Here is a 1525-nt window from a genome sequence, read left to right as displayed (position 1 = left end):
ACGGTCATTGCTTTATACACAAATAATTCCAAATAGAATAATATCGACCCATTTGAAGAAAAGCGTGGATATTAGTTATGGAAATGTCAGAAGATTGGGTTGAAAAAGAAGTAGAGGATGAAGATTTTGGAGATAAGCGATTAAATAAGCGTTTTAAGAAATTGCTCGGGAGTTTATTTAAATCGCCGGATAAAAGCATATCGGGCTCATGCAAGGGCTGGGATGAAACGATGGGAGCCTATCGTTTTATAGGCCATCATAAAGTTACACCAAGTAAGATATTAAGCGCACATAGAGAATCAACAGTGTCTCGGATAAGGGAACAAGGAATAGTATTAATTGCGCAAGATAGCAGTGAAGTTGATTATAGCGGCCATGATTCAAAAGTCACGATGGGTTATTTAACGCAAAAGAACAGCCGTGGATTTTATATGCATCCCAGTATAGCCTTTACACCAGAGCGCTGTTGTTTGGGGACAGTAGATTTACAGTTATGGACTCGACAAAAACTGGGTACGCGAGGTGATAGAAAGACAAAAGGGCTAGAAGAAAAAGAAACGTACTGTTGGTTAAAAGGCTATGAAGCGGCTAACGAAGTAGCAAAAGCAGCCCCAGACACGATGATAATAAGTATTTCAGACCGTGAAGGAGATATTTATGAAGTGTTAGAGAATGAAATCAGTGAAGATAACCATGCCTATTGGTTGGTGCGATGCCAACATGACCGTAAGGTGTTTGATGAAAAGGCAGGGGCATTTAACGTAAAATTGAAACAAGCGATAGCGAGTTCCGATGTAAAAGGCCATATTGAATTTGAAGTGCCTTCTGGCTATGTGCACAGAAATAGTAAAGCCAGGCATAAACGAAAAGGCCGGCTTGTGAAGCAAGAAATAAGATTTAACCAAGTCACACTGAGCCCTCCCAAAAGACCTAATACAACGCTTAAGCCCACTTCAATCTATGTGGTTCATGCTAAAGAAATAGATGTTCCTGAGGGAGAGAAAGCTATTGAATGGTATTTACTAACAAGCGTCCCCATCCAAACAGCTGAACAAGCAACTACGCTTGTTAACTGGTACTTATGCCGATGGCAAATAGAGGTATTTTTTAAGGTGTTAAAGTCGGGATGTCAGATTGAGGAGCTTCAATTTGAGACTTTCAGAAGTACAGCAAATTGCCTGGCTCTTTATATGATTGTTGCTTGGAGAATTTTATTCTTAACGATGATGGGCAGGGCCTGCCCTGAGTTAGGGTGTGATATCTTCTTTGAAGAATGTGAATGGAAGGCTGTTTATGCTGTACTTAAAAAAACAAAACCTCCCCAAAAACCACCAACACTTCATGAGATGATTATTATGATAGCCAAATTAGGTGGCTTCCTTGCCAGAAAATCAGATGGTTTTCCCGGGCCAAAGGTTATGTGGCAAGGCTTACAGCGTATGCGTGATTTTTCCATGGCTTGGATAACTTTCCATGCCATGGATGAAAATTGAACAAATAGATAATAGTTGTGTATAACGCAATG

1 protein-coding gene is annotated in these 1525 nt (G+C 40.1%); it reads left to right on the top strand.

The genetic code is table 11. The annotated features are described in order from the left end of the window. Window positions 1-83 precede the first annotated feature (83 nt). Window positions 84-1493 (top strand): IS4 family transposase, encoded by a 1410-nt coding sequence (locus tag B094_RS0113215; RefSeq protein WP_026254029.1) that lies wholly within the window; start codon window positions 84-86, stop codon window positions 1491-1493. Window positions 1494-1525 lie beyond the last annotated feature (32 nt).

It is taken from the genome of Legionella shakespearei DSM 23087, assembly GCF_000373765.1.
Lineage (GTDB): Bacteria > Pseudomonadota > Gammaproteobacteria > Legionellales > Legionellaceae > Legionella > Legionella shakespearei.
The sequence above is the reverse complement of the archived record's forward strand: the minus strand, read 5'-3'. Positions and strand labels throughout refer to the sequence as shown.

Bases quoted from the DNA above. Each gene is read 5' to 3' on its own strand.
- B094_RS0113215 (WP_026254029.1), top strand. From the start codon at position 84: ATGTCAGAAGATTGGGTTGAAAAAGAAGTAGAGGATGAAGATTTTGGA.